Below are 14,940 nucleotides of genomic sequence, written 5' to 3' on the forward strand. Positions count from 1 at the left end.
CGCTGTGACGAACGCTCTCGCCTACCTCCGCAACACCTGGCGCGGCCTGACGGCGATGCGCACGGCGCTGATCCTGCTGGCGCTGCTGGCCCTTGGCGCGCTGCCCGGGGCGCTGCTGCCGCAGCGGCAGCTGAACGCGGGCAAGGTCAGCGACTACATCACGGAGCACGGCTGGTGGGGCCGGCTGCTGGACACGCTCCAGTTCTACGACGTCTACGCCAGCGTCTGGTTCTCCGCGATCTACGTGCTGCTGTTCATCTCGCTCGTGGGCTGCCTGACGCCGCGCATGTTCGAGTACGCCAAGCAGGCCCGCCAGCAGCCGGTGATCACCCCTCGCAACCTGGCCCGGCTGCCGCACCACGGCACGTCCACTGTGGACGTCGCGGTGGACGACGTGGTCGAGGCCTCCCGCAAGCGCTTGCGGGGCTGGCGCATGGTCGTGCGCGAGGAGGACGACGGCGCCCGCACGATCAGCGCCGAGCGCGGCTACCTGCGCGAGACCGGCAACCTGCTGTTCCACTTCGCGCTGCTGGGCCTGATCGTCGCCTTCGCCTTCGGCAAGCTGTTCGGCTACGCCGGCCAGGTCGCGGTGATCGCCAACGGCTCGCAGTTCTGCAACTCCGGCCTGTTCGCGTACGACAGCTTCACGCCCGGCCTCAAGGTCGACGGCACCGAGCTGGATCCGTTCTGCATCAAGGTGAACGACTTCAAGGCCACCTACCTGCCGGACGGGCAGGCCAACAGCTTCGACACCGGCGTGCAGTACCAGACCGGCGCCGACCTGAACTCGGACCGGTGGGAGCCCTACGACCTGCGGTCCAACCACCCGCTGCGCACCGCGGGCGACCGCGTCTACCTGCTCGGCCACGGCTACGCCCCGCAGTTCACGGTCACCTTCCCGGACGGCCAGACCCGCACCAAGGCCATCCAGTGGAACCCCAGCGACCTGAACACCATGCTCTCCAGCGGCACCACCACGTTCGACCCGCCGAACACCACCGACGAGACCGAGCTGCGCAAGCACCAGATCGCCATCACCGGCCTGTTCGCGCCGACCGCGGTCTTCGACGGCACGCTGATGTCGTCGATCTACCCGGGGGCCAACGACCCGGCCGTCGCGGTCCAGGTCTACGAGGGCGACCTGGGCAACAACTCGGGCTACGCGCACAACCTGTTCACCATCGACCAGTCCATGGTGGAGCAGGGCCGGCTGGTGCAGAAGGCGATGAAGAACCTCAAGCTGGGCCAGGAGATCGCGCTCCCGGACGGCACGAAGATCAAGTTCGACAAGGCGCTGGAGTTCGTCGGCCTCCAGGTCTCGCACGACCCCAGCCAGGACTTCGTGCTGGTGTTCGCGGTGCTCATGCTGGTCGGCCTGATGGGCTCACTGGCCATCAAGCGCCGCCGGCTGTGGCTGCGGGTGACACCTTCGGGTGAAGGTACGGTTGTCGAGGTCGGAGGCCTGGCCCGCACGGACCAGGCCGGGTACGGCGAGGAATTCACCAGGCTTTCCGCCGAACTCCTGACGGGGAAGAAGAGGGACACCTGATGCCGGTCAACGAGACGCTGGCCCGCTACAGCGACTGGAGCTACGTCTCCGCGGTCGTCGTCTACGTCCTGGCCATGGTGTTCTACCTGGTCGAACAGGCCATGACCAAGACCAGGCGGCAGGCCGCGCGCGAGCTGACCGCGGTCGGCGGCGGCAGCGCCGAGGCCGTCGAGGTCCCGGCCGAGTCGGTCGTCGTCACGCGCTCGCCCCGGGCCGACCGCTTCGGCCGCATGGGTTTTTCCCTCAACGTGCTCGGTGTCCTGCTGCACGCCGCCGCGGTGATCCTGCGCGGTGTGGCCACGGACCGCGTGCCGTGGGGCAACATGTACGAGTACGGCTCGGCTGTCTGCCTGTTCGCCGTGGTCGGCTGGCTGGTGCTGGCCAAGCGCTTCGACATCCGCCGCCTGAGCGTGTGGGTGCTGCTGCCGATCGTCGTGCTGCTGTTCCTCGGCGGCACCGCGCTCTACACCCCGGCCGCCCCCGTGCAGCCGGCGCTGCAGTCGTACTGGCTGGCCATCCACGTCACCGCGGTGTCCATCTCCAGCGGCCTGCTGCTGCTGCCCGGCGTGGCCAGCCTGCTGTACCTGTTCCGCGCCGCGTACGAGCGCAACGGTCGGTTCGCCGGCTTCGCCGCCCGGCTGCCCAAGGCCGAGGTGCTCGACCGGCTGGCCTACCGGGTCACCGTGGTCGGCTTCCCGCTGTTCACCTTCGCGATCATCTGCGGCGCGATCTGGGCCGAGTCGGCGTGGGGCCGGTTCTGGGGCTGGGACCCCAAGGAGACCTGCGCGTTCATCGCCTGGGTGATCTACGCCGTCTACCTGCACGCCCGGGCCACCGCCGGCTGGCGCGGCAACCGCGCGGCGGTGATCAACATCCTCGGCTTCGCGTCGATGGTGTTCAACCTGTTCTTCATCAACCTGGTGACGTCGGGCCTGCACTCCTACGCCGGGGTCGCGTGACCCCGTGTCGACCCGGCCGAACGCGCCTACTACCGTCGTCAACGGACGGGGAGGTCTCGATCCGCTAGCGCAGGGAGGACCCCAGCGGTGACCGGTCGTTTTGATGAGTCCGAGGGCTGGAAGGCGCCCGGCCAGGATCAGGCCGTCCAGTCCGGTCCGCACCCCGTAGACCCGTCGTCCTCCGGGTCGTACCAGGTCAGCGGAGGTCAGTCCGGTCCGTATCCCGTGGGTGGCGGCCAGTCCGGCCCCTATCCGGTCGGCGGCGGCCAGTCCGGCCCGTACCCGGTGGACCCGGCCCAGCAGCCGCAGCCGCCCGTGCCGCAACCGCAGCCGGGCTACCAGCAGCAGCCCTACGCCCAGCCGGGTGGTTACCAGCAGCCGCAGTACGGCCAGCCGCCCCAGTACGGGCAGCAGCCCGGCCCCGGCCAGCAGGCGCTGTCCCCGCAGGAGCTGATCAAGCAGAACAAGCGGCCGCCGCAGTCCGGCTGGCGTCGCAGCCTGCACCAGCTCTCCGGCGGGCTGGTCAACCTGGGCGAGAGCCCGGCCGACGTGCGCCGCCGCGAGCTGATCGCCCGTATCAACCAGCCCCAGCGCGGCTGCTACAAGATCGCGATGCTGAGCCTGAAGGGCGGCGTCGGCAAGACCACCACCACGACCACGCTCGGCTCCACCTTCTCCTCGCTGCGCGGCGACCGCGTGATCGCGGTGGACGCCAACCCGGACCGGGGCACGCTCAGCCAGAAGATCCCGCTGGAGACCACCGCCACCGTGCGGCACCTGCTGCGCGACGCCAAGCGGATCACCCGCTACAGCGACGTGCGGGCCTACACCTCACAGGGCCCGAGCCGGCTGGAAGTCCTTGCCAGCGAACAGGATCCGGCCGTCTCGGAGGCGTTCAGCGAGGACGACTACCGGCGCGTCGTCGACCTGCTGGAGCACTTCTACAACATCGTGCTCACCGACTGCGGCACCGGCCTGATGCACTCGGCCATGGCCGGCGTGCTCGACCTGGCCGACTCGCTGGTGATCGTCTCCTCCGGCTCGGTGGACGGCGCCAACAGCGCGTCGGCGACCATCGACTGGCTGGAGGCGCACGGCTACCGGGACCTGATCCGGCGCTCCGTGGCCGTGATCAACTCGGTGCGGCCGCGGGCCGGCAAGGTGGACCTGGACAAGCTGTCCCAGCACTTCGCCAGCCGCTGCCGCGCGGTCGTGCGCATCCCGTTCGACCCGCACCTGGAGGAGGGCGCGGAGATCGAGCTGGAGCGCCTCAGCCCGGACACGCGGCTGGCGCTGCTGGAGCTGGCGGCCACGGTCGCCGACGACTTCCCCACGCGCTGAGCTGAGCTGGTCATGACCGAGCCCTCCTCGTCGGCCGACGAGGAGGTGCAGCTGCGGGGCAGCAGCCTGGAGCTGCGTTGCTGCTGGCCGTGATCTGGTGGATGTGCGGGGCCTACACGTGGCTGACCAACGCCGTGCCGCCGCGCAGGACCTCCACCCGGGCGCTGCTGGTGGTGGCCATGGTCGCCTACCTGGTGATCGTGCTCGTGCACACCGGTCTGTTTCCTGACCGCCCAGGATCCCGGCAGCCGGCACGGCATGCTCCGGTTCCCCACCGGCGTCACCGTGCGGGCTTCACACTTCGTTGAGCGGCACGGGCTGGTGCTGATCATCGCGTTCGGCGAGTCCGTGGTGGCCGTCTGCATCGGCGCGGCCGCATCGCCGTCACACCAGGGCTGATCGTGGCGGCGGCGCTGACCACCGTGAGGCTGGCCGGGCTGGCGCTCGGCGGGGGCGTCGCGCTCTACCTGGTTGGCGACGTGCCGCTGCGGCTGGTGCTGCACCTCGGGTCGAACTGGACCCGCTGCGTCGCCGCGGTCCTTGCCGCGGCCAGCACGGTGGTGGGGGCGACCGGATCGGCCGTCGCCCAGCTCGCCGTGTTGACCGCGGTGGTGCTCCTGCTGGTGGCAGCCGAGCACCTGGGCCGTCAGCCTGGCGGGTTGCCGTCCTCGGGGTGACGCTTGGCCTGCTCGGCCAGCTTGCGCAGGAACTCGGGGTCGTCATCGGGCCCGACACCGCGCTTGGCCTTGCTGCCGACGTGCACCCGGTCGGAGCCGAATGCGCGCCAGAGCAGATAGGCCACGGCTATCGCGCCGATCACCGCGAGCAGGTAGACCATGCGGCACCTCCGGTCAACTGCTCCGAGACTATCTCGTGAACAGTTGGTTCGGGGTGTGCCGCTCAGGCGTTACGCACCGGCTCCGTCGCCTCGGTGGTCAGCTCGGCGAGCAGGGTCTTCACCTCGGACTCGCGGAATCGCCGGTGGCCGCCGGGGGTGCGGATGGAGCCGATCCGGCCCGCCGTCGCCCAGCGGGTGACGGTCTTGGGGTCGACACGGAACAGGGTGGCCACCTCGCCGGGGGTGAGCAGGCGCTCTCCGGCGTGCTGGCGGGGGTGCGGCACGGTCGCGGTCACTCTCGACCTCCCAGTCGCTTGGTTCGGGCGTTCCGGTCGCATCGTGGCATCTCACCCTGCGGGTACTCGAACGCTTGGGTGGAGGTAAAGAGGTAGTAAGGCCCAAAAGGTACAAAAGTGGGCAGCGGTGCATACGTTTGCACAGGCGCCCCCGACAGGGGCGTGGCGGGCCGTGCACCAATGATCACCCGTTCTACGCCGGTCCAGGTGCGGGCTCCGTGAAGTCCTAGGATTCTCGGATGGACGCCCTGGATCGTCAGATCATCGCCGCCCTGCGGGCCAACGGGCGGGCGACCTACGCCGACCTCGGCCGCCAGGTCGGCCTGTCCGCCTCCGCCGTGCACGAGCGGGTCGGCAAGCTGGAGTCCTCCGGCGTGATCACCGGCTACCACGCGGTCGTCGACCCGCGGCTGGTCGGCCTGGACGTGACCTCGCTGGTCGGCATCCACGTGTCCGACACCGGCGACGACGACGAGGTGGCGGCCGCGCTGGCCCGGCTGCCCGAGGTCGAGTCCTGCTACGCGGTGGCCGGCGACGAGGCCTTCGTGGTCAAGGTCCGGGTGGCGACCGTCGACGACCTGGAGCGGGCGCTGCGCCGGCTGCGCAAGATCGACGGCGTGGCCCGGACCAACACCACGGTGGTGCTGTCCACCCGCTTCGAGGGCAGGCCCAACAGCCCCGAGGAGCTCGGTGCCTGGGCCGAGTAGCCTGGGCAGCCGTGGAGACCAGCACTTTCGGCCGTGACATCGCGCTGTACACGGGGGCCCGGATCGGGCTGCTCGTGGTGATCGCGTTCCTGCTCACGCTCGCCCATGTGCCGCTGCTCATCGCCCTCGCGGTCGGGCTCGTGCTGGCCTGGCCGCTGTCCATGGTGCTGCTGCGGCCGCTGAACGCGCGCATCGCCGCCGCGCTCACCGAGCGCCGGGCCGAGCGCCTGAAGATGCGCGCCGAGCTGCGCGGGGAGGCGTCCGAATGAGCGTCGACGCCACCCGATGTTGGGTCCGTGAGGCCGTCCGCATCATCGAGGCCGACGCCAACCGCAGCGCCGACACGCACCTTCTGGCCTTCCCGCTGCCGCGGGAGTGGGGCGTGGACCTCTATCTCAAGGACGAGTCAACTCACCCGACCGGTTCTCTCAAGCACCGCCTGGCCCGATCGCTGTTCCTGTACGCCATCTGCAACGGTTGGGTGACCAAGGGCACACCGGTGATCGAGGCGTCGTCCGGCTCGACCGCCGTCTCCGAGGCCTATTTCGCCCGCCTGCTCGGCCTGCCGTTCATCGCGGTCATGCCCCGGTCCACCAGCCGGGAGAAGATCACCCTCATCGAGCGCCAGGGCGGCACCTGCCACTTCGTCGACGAGCCCGGTGCCATCTACGACGAGTCCCGGCGGCTGGCCGGCGAGCTCAGCGGCCACTACATGGACCAGTTCACCCATGCCGAGCGGGCCACCGACTGGCGGGGCAACAACAACATCGCCGAGTCGATCTTCGACCAGATGGCCTCCGAGCAGCACCCCGAGCCGGCCTGGGTGGTCGTCGGCGCCGGCACCGGCGGCACCAGCGCCACCATCGGCCGCTACGTGCGCTACCGCCGGCTGAGCACCCGCCTGGCCGTCGTCGACCCCGAGATCTCGGTGTTCTACGACGCCTGGCAGTCCGTCTCGCCCACACTGACCGGCTGCAAGGGCTCGCGCATCGAGGGCATCGGCCGTCCCCGCGTCGAGCCCTCCTTCGTCGGCGACGTCATCGACCACATGATCAAGGTCCCGGACGCCGCCTCCATCGCCACCATCCGCTACGTGCGCGACCTGCTCGGCCGCAAGGTCGGCGGCTCCACCGGCACCAACCTGTGGGGCGCCTTCCAGATCATCGCCGGCATGCGCCGCCACGACCGCGCCGGCAGCGTCGTCTCCCTGCTCTGCGACGGCGGCGAGCGCTACGAGAACACCTACTACGACGACGCCTGGGTCGCCGCCCAGGGCCTCGACCTGCGCCCCCACACCCAGACCCTGGAGAAGTTCTTCGCCACCGGCGACTGGGTCGCCTGACCCATGCTGCCCTCACACTCGGCGGCCATTCACGAAGCGATTGCGTCGCGACGCGACGCCAGCCTCGCGGAGGCGTATCTGCTGGCGTGGGAAGAAGGGGAGTGCGACATCTGGGAGGCTGCCGTCGCTGACGGCCCTGCCGATCTGCCGGAGTGACTCCAAGGCGCAGGCCGAACAGGTGCGCGCGGTGTCGACGGATCGACTGCGCGGCCGGATCGGGGAGCTTCCCGCCGAGATGCTGAAGCAGGTGGACGAGGCCCTTCGGCTGCATCTCGCGCTGTAGGGCCTGAGCTACTCCTCCGCGCCTTCGTCGGGGCCGGGGTCGCCGCCCTCGGCGCGGACGAGCAGGCGGTCCAGGTAGTGGTTCCAGCCGATGCCGTGGGACTGGAACAGCTCCAGCGGCAGGCCGCGGTGGGTGAGGGTCAGCACGGTGGCGGCGCCGTCCGGCCGCAGGGTGATGTCCACAGTGGACGAACCGGGTGGCACGGGGTTGCCGGGTGTCTCCCAGCCCCAGGTGAAGGCGATGCGGTGGTAGGGCTCGACGGCGACGAAGCGGCCGGAGGCCACGTTGCCCTCGCGCACGTTCATTCGGAACACGCCGCCGGGCCGCGGATCGATCTCGGCCTCCTCGCCCTGCCACAGCAGCCAGCGGTCGGCGTCGGTGAAGAACGAGAACACGGTCGGCGGCAGGGCGTTGATGCGCCGCTCCACGACCAGTTCCGGGGCCTGCGTCGACGGCTCGGTCATGCCGACCGTCCCTCCTGTTCGGCGTTGTCCCGCTCGACCTGTTCGGCCAGAGCGGCGAGGGTGTCCAGCTCAGCGGTCCACATCGACTCCAGCCACGCGGCCAGCGGCCCGAGCGCGGCGCGGTCGGCGCGGTAGAGCCGCCGGTTGCCGTCCTTGCGCACGCTGACCAGCCCGGCCTTGCGCAGCACGGCGAGGTGCTGCGACACGGCGCCGAACGTCACGTCGAAGTGCGCGGCGACGTCGCCGGCCGAGCGCTCGGCGTCCCATACCAGGCGCAGGATCTCCCTCCGGCGGGGTTCGGCCACCGCGTGCAGCGCGTCCACGTCGGCAGTTTAGCGCCGACTAAAGCTTGCGGACAGTGCCCGTCGGGGCTAACTTTAGCCACGGCTAAAATAGATTCGACGGAGGAGCCCGAGATGACCGTGGACGTGAGCGTGCAGGTGCCGACGAGCGCCGAGGAGACCTACGCCTGGCTGACCGAGCCGGCCCGGCTGCGCCGGTGGCAGATCATCGCCGGCCGCACGGACCCGCGGGTCGGCGGCGAGTTTCGCTGGCTGATCGCCCCCGGCCACACCGCGCTGGGCGCCTTCACGGCGATCGAGCCGGGCCGGCTGGCCTCCACCTGGGGCTGGGAGAACAACGAGGAGGTGCCGCCCGGTTCGTCCACTGTGGAGCTCACGGTCGAGCCGAATGCCGACGGGGCAACGGTTCGGCTCGTGCACGAGGGCCTGCCGTCCGACGCGCAGGCCAAGGGCCATACCGAGGGCTGGGAGCACTTCCTCCAGCGTCTCAAGGGTGTGACCACGACCGGCGACGCCGGCCCCGACGAGTTCTCGGCGATGAGCGAGGAGAGCAGGCTCGACGCGGCCGAGGCGTCGCTGGCGGTCTGCCTCCGTGTGCTGCGGGCCATCGGCACCGACCACGGCACCGACCAGACGCCGTGCGCGAAGTTCACCGTGGACGACCTGCTCGACCACCTGCTCGGTTCGCTTGTCACCCTCGGGGGCATGGCCGGGCGCACGTTCGAGGCCAGCACCGTCGGCACGCCCGAGGAGCGGGTCGCCGACGCCGGCCTGCGCGCGACCGAGGCGTGGCGGGCTCGGGGCCTCGACGGCATGGTCACCAGCCGCGTCGGCGAGATCCCGGCGGAGCTGGGGGCGTCCATCCTGTCGGTCGAACTTCTCGTGCACGCCTGGGATTTCGCCACCGCGACCGGCGTGGCCATCGCCGCCGACGACAAGCTCAGCGCCTACGTCCGGGAGCTGGCCGGCACCCTGATCGCGCCGCAGATGCGCGACGGCGACCAGTTCGCCGCCGAGGTTCCCGTCGGCCCCGATGCGGGCACCCTCGAGAAGCTCATCGCCTATACCGGAAGGGCGGCCTGATGGAGTACACGAACCTGGCCGAGTCCGCCGAGTACCTCAAGGCCCGCGAGGAACTGCGGCTCGCCGAGATAGACCTGATGCGACAACGGGAACGCGTCGCCCAGCAGCGCCGCGACCTCCCGCCCGGGCCCGTGATGCCGAACTACGCCTTCGACAACGGCGCCGTGACGCTGGGCGACCTCGTCACCGACCGGCCGTTGATCGTCTATCACCTGATGTACGGCAAGAAGCAGACCACGCCCTGTCCGATGTGCACGATGTGGCTCGACGGCTTCAACGGCGTCGCCCACCACATCGCCCGCAACGCCGACTTCGCGGTCGTCGCCGCGGCCGAGCCGGATGAGCTCCAGCGCTTCGGACGTGAGCGCGGCTGGGACCAGCTGCGGCTGCTTTCCTGCGGTGACAACACGTTCAAGCGCGATCTGCGCAGCGAGGACGAGGACGGCAACCAGGACTCCACCATCTCCGTGTTCGCCCGTGACGGCGAGGGCGAGATCCGGCACCACTACACGACCCGGCCGCGCATGGGGGAGGACATCCAGGAGCGTGGCATCGACCTGTACGCCCCGGTTTGGCAGCTGCTCGACCTGACGCCATCCGGCCGTGGCGACTGGTATGCCGGTCTCGACTACGGTCGACTCGTCAGCGGGAACCGAACCTGAGACGAGGACACGCGCGGTGAGCAATCCGGTGCGGTGGGGAATCATGGGCACGGGCGGGATCGCGGGGGCGTTCGCGACCGACCTGAAGCTGACCGACTCCGGCACGGTCGTGGCCGTCGGCTCGCGCAGCCAGGCCTCGGCCGACCGGTTCGCCGACGCGATCGGCATCGAGCGCCGGCACGCCAGCTACGAGGACCTGGCCGCCGACCCCGACGTCGACGCCGTCTACGTCGCCACGCCGCACCCGCTGCACCACCCCAACGCGCTGCTGGCCCTGCGCGCGGGCAAGCCGGTCCTGGTGGAGAAGCCGTTCACCATGAACGCCGGCGAGGCCCGCGAGCTGGTGAAAGTGGCCCGGGACAACAACGTCTTCCTCATGGAGGCGATGTGGACGCGGTTCCTGCCCGGCATTCGGCACGTCCGCGAGCTGATCGGCGGCATCGGTGACGTCGTCACCGTCACCGCCGATCACGGGCAGTGGTTCGCCGAGGACGCCGAGCACCGGCTGTTCGCGCCCGCGCTGGGCGGCGGCGCGCTGCTGGACCTGGGCGTGTACGTGGTGTCCTTCGCGTCCATGGTGCTCGGCGCGCCCAGCAAGATCGTGTCCATGGTCGACCCGGCCTTCACCGGCGTCGACGGCCAGACCTCGATGATCCTCGGCTACGGCAGCGGCGCGCAGGCCGTGCTGACCTGCACCCTGCGGGCCAAGAGCCCGACCCGGGCGGCCATCGTCGGCACCGACGGCCGGATCGAGATCGACGGCCCCTTCTACGCCCCGGCCACGGTCACCCTGACCCCGCGCGACGGCGAGCCCACGGTGTTCGAGTCCGTGCACGAGGGCAGCGGCCTGCGCCACGAGGCCGACGAGGTGGCGCTGCGCCTGGCCGCCGGCGACACCGAAAGCCCCCTCATGCCCCTGGACGAGACGATCTCCATCATGGAGACCATGGACACCGTCCTGGCCCAGGCTTAACCCCCACTTTCTTGCCACATGTGGACCACATTCGACTTCCAGAGTCGAATGTGGTCCACATGTGTCGTCAAAGAAAGGGGAGGGGGAGGGAGGGGAGGGCCGGGGTGGGTCAGGAGCCTCCGAGGGCGAGGCCGGCGGCGGTGGCGACGGCCCACACCAGCATGGCCAGGCCCGTGTCCCGCAGCACCGGGATGAGGGCCTTGCCGCTGGCGCCCTTGATCATCTTGCGGGAGCTGGTCAGCAGCAGCGGCAGGGCCAGGAAGCCCAGCAGCAGGTAGCCGTCGCGCAGGCTGCCGACGATGCTGACCAGGAACGGCACCAGGATCAGGCCCAGGTACAGGTTGCGGGTGTCCCGGTCGCCGATCAGCACGGCCAGCGTGCGCTTGCCGGACTCGGTGTCGGTGGGGATGTCCCGCAGGTTGTTGGCCACCAGCACGGCGCTGGAGAAGCAGCCGATGGCCACCGCCCCGCCGATGCCGTAGCCGCTGAACTGCCCGGCCTGCACGTACAGCGTGCCGAGCACGGCGATCAGGCCGAAGCAGATGAACACCGCGACCTCGCCGAGGCCGGCGTAGCCGTAGGGGCGCTTGCCGCCGGTGTAGAACCAGGCCGCCGCGATGCACAGCGCCCCGACCGCGATCAGCCAGTACGAGCCGCTCAGCACGGTCACGGCCAGGCCGGCGACCGCCGCCACGCCGAAGCAGACGAACGCCGCCAGGCGCACCGTCTGGGGCTTGGCGACCTTGGACCCGACCAGCCGCAGCGGGCCGACCCGCACGTCGTCGGTGCCCCGCACGCCGTCGGAGTAGTCGTTGGCGAAGTTCACGCCGATGATCAGGGCCAGCGCGACGACCAGCGTCAGCACGCCCCTCGTCACGTCGAACGCGCCGAGCGCGAGCGCGGCGCCGTTGCCCACCAGCACCGGGGCGATGGCGTTGGGCAGGGTGCGCGGTCGGGCACCCTCGATCCACTGTGCGACCGTGGCCATGCCGTCATCTTCCGACACGGCCACGGCCGCCCGTCAACCAGGGCCTATGTCCACAGGTAGGTGACGGTCACCCAGGCGTTGTCGGTGAGCTTGAGGCCGTCGAGGAAGGTGCCGTCGGCCAGGTCGATGCCGGCCGGGTTGGAGACCTTGCGGCCGAACTGGTCCTTGCCGCCGTTGTAGCCGCTCTGGTACGCCGCCTGCGCCTCGGGCTTGCCCTGCGGCAGGTCCTTCCAGGACTGCCGGCTGGCCTTCGGGTTTCCAGTAGTCGTCCTTGGTGTTCCAGGGGCCGACGTCCCACACCGGGGCCGTCTCGCAGCGGCCGTTGGCCGCGCACACCTTCACCTGGTACGTCTTCTTCCCGTTGGGGGACAAGGACTTTCCGGATGGCAGGGCGACGAAGTGGTCCCGCGACTTGATCTTGTGGCCGTTGGCCGTGGTGCTGCCGACCAGGCCCTCGCGGGTCGCGTACACCTTGTACGACCGCGACGCCAGCGGGGCGACCATGGGCGTCATGGCGGTGCCGGCCGTCAGCGTCAGCTTGCGCGCCTCCAGGCCGGTCGAGCCGGCGGGGGCGGTGAGCATCATTCGGGCCTGCACGGTCGCGCTGGCCTCGGGCAACACGGCCGGTGCGTCCGGGGTCGCCTCCGTCCACTCGGTCCACTGGCCGTCCGCGCGCAGGCCGCGCACGTCGACCGCCAGCTCCGAGTCGGCCGGCACGGTGGCGTCCACAGTGGCCGAGACGGTGTTCGACTTCGCCGGCAGCTGCCGCGGGTCGAACATGATGATGCCGGTCTCCAGGTCCAGCTGGTCGGTCGCGGCGTGGGCCGGGCCGCCGGCCAGGCGGACCAGGCCGTCGGCGTTGGCGATGTTGCTGTTGTCCTCGTTGTGCGACGCCAGATCGGCCGTCCAGGTGGTGCTCGTCGCGGCGGTGGCCGGGGCCGTCGCCGCCAGCGTGAGGGCGGCGGCCGCCGCCAGCAGCAGGGGTGTTGTTCGCATGCACCGAGGGAATCGGTGACTTCGTGACTACTCAACGTGGTACGGCGATGTGCCCGTGAATTGCTCACAACGTCATCGGTCACGTCTGCCGGTCAGCCGAGTGCCTTCCTGAGGGCTGCTCGGTCCACCTTGCCCGGGCCCAGCAGCGGCAGCGCCGGCAGGAACCGGATCACCTTCGGCACCGCCGCGCGACCGGCCCGGGCCCGGACGGCCTCGCGCAGCTGCTGTTCGCTCGGCTCTCCGTCGGCGACCACCGCGGCGGCGACGATCTGGCCCCATTCCGGGTGTGGCAGGCCGACCACGCAGGCATCGGTGACGCCCACGACCGCCGTCAGGGCCCGTTCCACCAGCAGCGGAGCGATTTTCACGCCGCCGGTGTTGATCACGTCGTCGATCCGGCCGATCACCTCGAGACGGCCGTCGTCGGTCCAACGGCCGAGGTCGCTGGTGCGGAACCAGCCGTCCACGAACGGGGACTCGCCGTCGAAGTTGCGATAGCCGTCGGCCAGCATCGGCCCCCTGATGTCGATGCGACCATCGCTCAGCCGGATCTCGACGCCGTCCAGCGGCACGCCGTCGTACACGCAGCCGCTGGCCGTCTCGCTCATGCCGTACGAGGGAACGGCGTTGACGCCTTCCTCTCGGCAGCCCCGAAGCAGGTCCTCGGGCATGGCCGCCCCGCCCATGACGATCGCGTCGAAGCCCCGGAGCGCCTCGAGGGCGCCGCCCTCGGCCATCAGCCGGGTCAACTGGGTCGGCACCAGGGCGGTGTAGTGCCGCCCCGGTGCCTCCAGCGCTGCGAACGCCGCCTTGGTGAAGCTCTCCGCACGGAAACCGTCCGTCAGGTCGTCCACGACCGGCTCCGTGCCCGCGAGCAGCGAGCGGATCAGCACCTGAAGGCCGCCGACGTACCGTGCCGACATCGCCAGCAGCCATGTGCCTGGCCCGCCCAGACGGGCGTGGGTGGCCATGGCGGAGGCCTTGATGGCGTCGGACGACAGCAGAGCGCCCTTCGGTGCCCCCGTCGACCCCGACGTGCCGATGACCAGCGCGATCCGGTCGTCCACCGGCCGGTCCACCTCCAGCGCCGCCGGCAGACCAGGCTCCTGGTCGGTGACCGGCAGCAGCGCCGGGCCGTCGCCGGCCAGCGCCGCCGCCAGGGCCGGCAGCAGCGCCAGCACCTCGGCCGGCCGGGTCGGGACGGGCAGGACCCGCAGCTCGCGAGGCATCAGAAGTAGTACGGGTAGTCGGACCAGTCGGGGTCGCGCTTCTCCAGGAAGGCGTTGCGGCCCTCGACGGCTTCGTCGGTCATGTAGGCCAGGCGCGTGGTCTCGCCGGCGAAGATCTGCTGGCCGACCAGGCCGTCGTCGATCATGTTGAACGCGTACTTGAGCATGCGCTGCGCGGTCGGGGACTTGCCGTTGACCTCGCGGGCCCACTCCAGCGCGGTCTTCTCCAGGTCCTCGTGCGGCACTACCGCGTTGACCATGCCCATCTGGTGGGCCTGCTCGGCGGTGTAGGGGCGGCCGAGGAAGAAGATCTCGCGGGCGAACTTCTGGCCGGTCTGGCGGGCCAGATAGGCCGAGCCGTAGCCGGCGTCGAAGCTGCCGACGTCTTTTTTCGGTCTGCTTGAAGCGGGCGTGCTCGGGGCTGGCCAGGGTGAGATCGCACACCACGTGCAGGCTGTGCCCGCCGCCGGCGGCCCAGCCGGGGGACCACGGCGATGACGACCTTGGGCATGAACCGGATCAGCCGCTGGCACTCCAGGATGTGCAGCCGGCCGGCGCGGGCGCGGTCCACGGTGTCGGCGGTGTCGCCGGTCGCGTACTGGTAGCCGTCGCGGCCGCGGATGCGCTGGTCGCCGCCGGAGCAGAACGCCCAGCCGCCGTCCTTGGGAGACGGTCCGTTGCCGGTGATCAGCACGCAGCCGACGTCGGAGGACATCCGGGCGTGGTCCAGCGCGACGTAGAGCTCGTCCACGGTGTGCGGCCGGAAGGCGTTGCGCACCTCGGGCCGGTTGAACGCGATGCGGACCGTTCCCTGGTCCACGGCGCGGTGATAGGTGATGTCGGTGAAGGTGAAGCCGTCGACGGCGCGCCACGCGCTCGGGTCGAACAAGTCGGACACGTGTTCATCAGGCACACCTGGGAGAATAGG

General features: G+C 70.5%; 20 protein-coding genes and 1 pseudogene. 13 read left to right on the plus strand and 8 right to left on the minus strand.

Annotation, left to right across the window (positions count from 1 at the left end; all coding sequences use genetic code 11):
* Positions 1-55: 55 nt before the first annotated feature.
* The 6 genes from KUTG_RS29520 (at position 56) to KUTG_RS29535 (ending at position 4,526) form a co-directional block, all read left to right on the plus strand.
* Complete coding sequence (locus KUTG_RS29520; RefSeq protein ID WP_052396708.1) at positions 56-1,549, plus strand: cytochrome c biogenesis protein ResB; 1,494 nt, start codon at positions 56-58, stop codon at positions 1,547-1,549.
* Positions 1,549-2,508 carry a c-type cytochrome biogenesis protein CcsB gene (gene ccsB, locus KUTG_RS29525; RefSeq protein WP_043721348.1) on the plus strand — a complete coding sequence of 320 codons (960 nt, stop codon included), beginning with the start codon at positions 1,549-1,551 and terminating at the stop codon, positions 2,506-2,508. The genes KUTG_RS29520 and ccsB overlap by 1 nt, the downstream gene beginning before the upstream one ends.
* Before the next feature lie 87 nt (positions 2,509-2,595).
* Positions 2,596-3,849, plus strand: a complete 1,254-nt coding sequence (locus KUTG_RS29530) for a MinD/ParA family ATP-binding protein (protein ID WP_052395561.1) — start codon at positions 2,596-2,598, stop codon at positions 3,847-3,849.
* A gap of 77 nt (positions 3,850-3,926) precedes the next feature.
* Positions 3,927-4,157: a low temperature requirement protein A gene (locus KUTG_RS59145; protein ID WP_157494852.1), complete on the plus strand. Its 231-nt coding sequence runs from the start codon at positions 3,927-3,929 to the stop codon at positions 4,155-4,157.
* Positions 4,108-4,248, plus strand: coding sequence for a low temperature requirement protein A (locus KUTG_RS56765; RefSeq protein ID WP_084579946.1), 141 nt, complete (start codon positions 4,108-4,110; stop codon positions 4,246-4,248). The genes KUTG_RS59145 and KUTG_RS56765 overlap by 50 nt, the downstream gene beginning before the upstream one ends.
* Before the next feature lie 2 nt (positions 4,249-4,250).
* Positions 4,251-4,526, plus strand: coding sequence for a hypothetical protein (locus KUTG_RS29535; protein WP_043721351.1), 276 nt, complete (start codon positions 4,251-4,253; stop codon positions 4,524-4,526).
* Here the strand turns inward: KUTG_RS29535 and KUTG_RS29540 are convergent.
* Positions 4,496-4,687, minus strand: a complete 192-nt coding sequence (locus KUTG_RS29540) for a hypothetical protein (RefSeq protein WP_043721353.1) — start codon at positions 4,685-4,687, stop codon at positions 4,496-4,498. The genes KUTG_RS29535 and KUTG_RS29540 overlap by 31 nt on opposite strands.
* 62 nt (positions 4,688-4,749) lie before the next feature.
* Entirely contained in the window at positions 4,750-4,983 is a 234-nt protein-coding gene (locus KUTG_RS29545; protein WP_043721356.1) for a BldC family transcriptional regulator, read from the minus strand.
* 239 nt (positions 4,984-5,222) lie between these two features.
* Here KUTG_RS29545 and KUTG_RS29550 point away from each other — a divergent pair, with 239 nt between their 5' ends.
* The 4 genes from KUTG_RS29550 to KUTG_RS65725 are packed head-to-tail and all read left to right on the plus strand — an operon-like array spanning position 5,223 to position 7,315.
* On the plus strand, positions 5,223-5,690 hold the full coding sequence (locus KUTG_RS29550; RefSeq protein ID WP_043721357.1) for an Lrp/AsnC family transcriptional regulator: 468 nt from the start codon (positions 5,223-5,225) through the stop codon (positions 5,688-5,690).
* 11 nt (positions 5,691-5,701) lie between these two features.
* Complete coding sequence (locus KUTG_RS29555) at positions 5,702-5,959, plus strand: DUF4229 domain-containing protein (RefSeq protein ID WP_043721359.1); 258 nt, start codon at positions 5,702-5,704, stop codon at positions 5,957-5,959.
* On the plus strand, positions 5,956-7,032 hold the full coding sequence (locus tag KUTG_RS29560) for an L-cysteine desulfhydrase Cds1 (protein ID WP_043721361.1): 1,077 nt from the start codon (positions 5,956-5,958) through the stop codon (positions 7,030-7,032). The genes KUTG_RS29555 and KUTG_RS29560 overlap by 4 nt, the downstream gene beginning before the upstream one ends.
* A gap of 40 nt (positions 7,033-7,072) precedes the next feature.
* Entirely contained in the window at positions 7,073-7,315 is a 243-nt protein-coding gene (locus KUTG_RS65725) for a type II toxin-antitoxin system PemK/MazF family toxin (protein ID WP_084579948.1), read from the plus strand.
* An 8-nt stretch (positions 7,316-7,323) separates the two neighbouring features.
* Here the strand turns inward: KUTG_RS65725 and KUTG_RS29570 are convergent, their stop codons facing one another.
* Both KUTG_RS29570 and KUTG_RS29575 read right to left on the minus strand, forming a co-directional pair.
* Positions 7,324-7,779 (minus strand): SRPBCC family protein, encoded by a 456-nt coding sequence (locus tag KUTG_RS29570; RefSeq protein WP_043721364.1) that lies wholly within the window; start codon positions 7,777-7,779, stop codon positions 7,324-7,326.
* Positions 7,776-8,102, minus strand: a complete 327-nt coding sequence (locus tag KUTG_RS29575; protein WP_043721366.1) for an ArsR/SmtB family transcription factor — start codon at positions 8,100-8,102, stop codon at positions 7,776-7,778. Before KUTG_RS29575 ends, KUTG_RS29570 begins: the two co-directional genes overlap by 4 nt.
* Positions 8,103-8,195: 93 nt before the next feature.
* On the opposite strand from KUTG_RS29575, the gene KUTG_RS29580 reads away from it, so the two are divergent.
* Genes KUTG_RS29580 through KUTG_RS29590 form a run of 3 tightly spaced genes read left to right on the plus strand, consistent with a single transcriptional unit; the run spans position 8,196 to position 10,799 of the window.
* Positions 8,196-9,164 carry a TIGR03086 family metal-binding protein gene (locus KUTG_RS29580; RefSeq protein ID WP_043721368.1) on the plus strand — a complete coding sequence of 323 codons (969 nt, stop codon included), beginning with the start codon at positions 8,196-8,198 and terminating at the stop codon, positions 9,162-9,164.
* Entirely contained in the window at positions 9,164-9,826 is a 663-nt protein-coding gene (locus KUTG_RS29585; protein ID WP_043721371.1) for a DUF899 family protein, read from the plus strand. Before KUTG_RS29580 ends, KUTG_RS29585 begins: the two co-directional genes overlap by 1 nt.
* Positions 9,827-9,842: 16 nt before the next feature.
* Positions 9,843-10,799 (plus strand): Gfo/Idh/MocA family protein, encoded by a 957-nt coding sequence (locus KUTG_RS29590; RefSeq protein WP_232241028.1) that lies wholly within the window; start codon positions 9,843-9,845, stop codon positions 10,797-10,799.
* A 109-nt stretch (positions 10,800-10,908) separates the two neighbouring features.
* Here KUTG_RS29590 and KUTG_RS29595 read toward each other — a convergent pair whose 3' ends face one another.
* From KUTG_RS29595 to KUTG_RS29610, 4 genes and pseudogenes are all read right to left on the minus strand, one after another.
* On the minus strand, positions 10,909-11,787 hold the full coding sequence (locus KUTG_RS29595) for a 1,4-dihydroxy-2-naphthoate polyprenyltransferase (RefSeq protein WP_043731066.1): 879 nt from the start codon (positions 11,785-11,787) through the stop codon (positions 10,909-10,911).
* A gap of 33 nt (positions 11,788-11,820) precedes the next feature.
* A complete protein-coding gene (locus tag KUTG_RS29600; RefSeq protein ID WP_052395562.1) occupies positions 11,821-12,783 on the minus strand; it encodes a hypothetical protein in 963 nt (320 codons plus the stop codon).
* A 92-nt stretch (positions 12,784-12,875) separates the two neighbouring features.
* Positions 12,876-14,012, minus strand: a complete 1,137-nt coding sequence (menE, locus tag KUTG_RS29605) for an o-succinylbenzoate--CoA ligase (RefSeq protein ID WP_043721373.1) — start codon at positions 14,010-14,012, stop codon at positions 12,876-12,878.
* Positions 14,012-14,925, minus strand: a pseudogene (locus KUTG_RS29610) (1,4-dihydroxy-2-naphthoyl-CoA synthase). Before KUTG_RS29610 ends, menE begins: the two are co-directional and overlap by 1 nt.
* Between the last annotated feature and the right edge of the window lie 15 nt (positions 14,926-14,940).

Source organism: Kutzneria sp. 744, from assembly GCF_000568255.1.
In the GTDB taxonomy this organism is placed as follows: domain Bacteria; phylum Actinomycetota; class Actinomycetes; order Mycobacteriales; family Pseudonocardiaceae; genus Kutzneria.